At 71.3% G+C, this 3,081-nt stretch carries 3 protein-coding genes and 1 pseudogene; 2 read left to right on the plus strand and 2 right to left on the minus strand.

Going from position 1 to position 3,081, the window contains the following annotated elements:
- Nucleotides 1–108: 108 nt before the first annotated feature.
- Nucleotides 109–294, minus strand: a pseudogene (locus tag P1P70_RS42645) (PadR family transcriptional regulator); the annotation flags it as partial.
- Nucleotides 295–496: 202 nt separating this feature from the next.
- Here P1P70_RS42645 and P1P70_RS42650 point away from each other — a divergent pair.
- Nucleotides 497–1,276 carry an SDR family oxidoreductase gene (locus P1P70_RS42650; protein ID WP_319247597.1) on the plus strand — a complete coding sequence of 260 codons (780 nt, stop codon included), beginning with the start codon at nt 497–499 and terminating at the stop codon, nt 1,274–1,276.
- 129 nt (nt 1,277–1,405) lie between these two features.
- The gene (locus P1P70_RS42655) at nt 1,406–2,215 is read left to right on the plus strand and encodes a PhzF family phenazine biosynthesis protein (protein WP_319247600.1); all 810 of its coding nucleotides are present in this window, start codon (nt 1,406–1,408) and stop codon (nt 2,213–2,215) included.
- A 54-nt stretch (nt 2,216–2,269) separates the two neighbouring features.
- On the opposite strand, the gene P1P70_RS42660 is transcribed toward P1P70_RS42655, so the two are convergent.
- On the minus strand, nt 2,270–3,049 hold the full coding sequence (locus P1P70_RS42660; protein WP_319247602.1) for a type II CAAX endopeptidase family protein: 780 nt from the start codon (nt 3,047–3,049) through the stop codon (nt 2,270–2,272).
- Nucleotides 3,050–3,081 lie beyond the last annotated feature (32 nt).

The following is a 3,081-nucleotide window of genomic DNA, read 5'->3' on the forward strand; positions in this document are numbered from 1 at the left end:
TCCTCTCTCGCTTCCCGTGCTTCTTTCTTCTTTTTTTTTTTCTAGCAGAAAAGGGCCATAGAGGTTTTTGCCCGGCTCGGGGGCTCGGAGAAGGTTATAAGAAGCAGCACCTCGGCCGCGCCCACCCCACGGGCCCCCACCGAAGGGCCCGAACGGTCCCGGACCACCATGGCCCGGCCCGAACGGCCCGAAGGCGGCACGCAGCGCCTCGGCGTCACCTCGGCCGCGGGCGTGCTCCCCACCGCACCTTCCGTGCCCACGCTCGAATCCGAAGTCCTGTCCACGGGAACGCATCACCATCACTCCATTCCATCGTTGATCTGTCGCGATCCCATCGCGATGCCTCAACGATATATCGGAACCGATCGCCTGACAAGCCCCGCCCCTCAGTGACGGGCCCGGCACCTTTTGCCCCCGAACGACGTGTCGACCCGAGCGCGGTCCCCCGGGTGACCCCGTGCACCGCCACCGCCGACGCTCCCCCTAGGGTGCCGGGATGATCTCCGACAGCTACCTCTCCGAACTGTTCTCCCTCGACGGCCGCGTAGCCGTGGTGACGGGCGGCAGCTCCGGCATCGGCAAGGCCATCACCACGGCCCTCGCACGGGCCGGGGCGAGCGTGGTGATCGTCGCGCGCGGGGAGGCGGAACTGAGGGCCACGGTCGACGGGCTGACGACGGACGGCTGCCGGGCGGCCTGGGTGAGCGGTGACCTGGGCACGCGAGCCGGCGTACGCGCGGTGGCGGAGCGGGCGGTCGAGGCGTTCGGTGAACCCGACATCCTCGTCAACAGCGCCGGCATCAACCTGCGCCCCCCGCTGAGCGACCTGGGCGAGGACGTGTGGGACACCACCATGGCGGTGAACCTGGACGCGCCCTTCCTGCTGGGCCAGCGCTTCGGACCCGGCATGGCCGAGCGGGGCTACGGACGCATCATCCACATCACCTCACAGCAGGCGCACCGGGCGTTCGTCCGCAGCGGCGCGTACGGCGTCTCCAAAGGCGCCCTCGAGTCGCTGGCCCGCTCGCAGGCCGAGGAGTGGTCGCCCCACGGCGTCACCTGCAACACCCTGGTCCCCGGCTTCGTCCCGACCCCGCTCAACACCCGGCTGTCCTCCGACCCGGAGCAGGTGGCCGCGCTCGCCGCGCGCACCCTGACCGGCCGCAACGGTCTGGCCGACGACTTCGCCGGGGCCGCGGTGTTCCTGGCCGGACGTTCCGCCGGTTACATCACCGGACAGACGATCTTCGTGGACGGCGGCTTCTCCGTCCACTAGCCCGCGAAGCGCCCCCTCCCCCGGCGGACGTACGAAACCCTCCCCAGGACGAAGTGGCACACGAAAACCGGTCCACCCTCAGGCGATTGGCCTTGGTTCGTGGCTCCCCGGACCGCCTAGCGTCGTCCCATGCGCATTCGTATCGTCGACGCCTTCACCGACCGCCCCTTCTCCGGCAACCCGGCCGGAGTCCTCCTCCTCGACGCCTTCCCCGACGACACCTGGCTCCGGAACGTGGCCGAAGAGGTCAACCACGCCGAGACGGCGTTCGCCCACCCCCTCCCGGCGGGCGGCGAGGCCGACTGGGCGCTGCGCTGGTTCACGCCGGTGGCCGAGGTGGCGATGTGCGGTCACGCCACACTGGCCACGGCACACGTCCTGACCAGCACCCACACCCATGAGGGCCCCGTACGGTTCGCCACACGCAGCGGTGTCCTCGTCGCCACGCCGCAGCCGGACGGTTCCCTCACCCTCGACTTCCCGACCGCGCCCCTCACCCCGGTCCCCGTCCCCGACGGTGTCGCCGAGGCCCTGGGCGCCGAGCCGGTCAGCGCCTTCGACACCGGGCCCCAGGTGGGCGACCTGCTGCTCGAACTGACCGACGAGAAGACGGTCCTCGGTCTGGCCCCCGACCTCCGTTCCCTCGGCCGCTACTCCGAGCGCGGCATCATCGCCACCGCCCGCGCCGGGGACGCCACCGCCGGCCACGACTACGTCTCCCGCTGCTTCTTCCCGAACATCGGCATCGACGAGGACCCGGTCACGGGCAGCGCCCACACCGCCCTCGCCCCCTTCTGGTCCGCACGGCTGGGCAGCCCGGATCTCACCGGCCTCCAGGCCTCCCCCCGCTCCGGCCACGTCCGTACGGGACTCCGCGGCGACCGCACCCTGCTCTCCGGTCGCGCGGTCACGGTCATCGACGGCGAACTCCTCGCCTGACCCACGAACCGTCGCGCACACCCCGGCCGCCGCAGCATCCCGCCCGCACCGGTTCTACGGCGTGGGCAGCCAGTCCACCTTCCCTGCCAGCAGCGCGTACCCCACGAACGCCCCGATGTCGAGCAGCGAGTGGGCCACCACCAGCGGGCCCACTCGCCCCCACCGCCGGTACAGGTAGACGAACACCACGCCCATCACCATGTTGCCGACGAAGCCGCCGATGCCCTGGTAGAGGTGGTACGAGCCGCGCAGCACCGAGCTGGCGGCCAGCGCGCTCCCCGGTGACCAGCCCAGTTGCTGCAGCCGGCGCAGCAGGTACCCGACCACGATGACCTCTTCGAGGACCGCGTTCTGGATCGCGGAGAGGATCAGCACGGGGTACTTCCACCACACCTCGGGCAGCGCCTCCGGCACCACGGTGAGGTTGAAGCCGAGACCGCGCGCCGCCAGGTAGAAGGCGATTCCGGTGCTGCCGATCACAGCGGCGATCGCCGCGCCCCTGCCGAGGTCGGGCCACGGCTTCGTCCGGTCGAACCCGAGGGTCCGCAGCCCCGCGCCCTCACGCAGCAGGAAGTGCGCGACCAGCGCGACGGGCACCAGCGCGGTGGTGATCCCGAAGAGCTGCCACGCGAGGTCGAGCCAGGGCCTGCCCGGCGCGGCCGAGGCGTTCATGGTGGCCGCCTGGTCCTTGAGCCCGCCGGGCCTGGTCACCGATCCGATAAAGCTGATCAGCGCGGAAACCCCGCTCGCGCCGAGCGAGAGCGCGAGCACGAGGAGCGTCTCGTCCCTCAGGATCCGTCGGCCCGGCGGGCTCAAGGGCCAGGCGGCCACCATGAACGCCTCGGCCGCGCCGGGCAGGCCCTGGC

It is taken from the genome of Streptomyces sp. MB09-02B (assembly GCF_033794485.1).
Classification (GTDB): Bacteria; Actinomycetota; Actinomycetes; order Streptomycetales; family Streptomycetaceae; genus Streptomyces.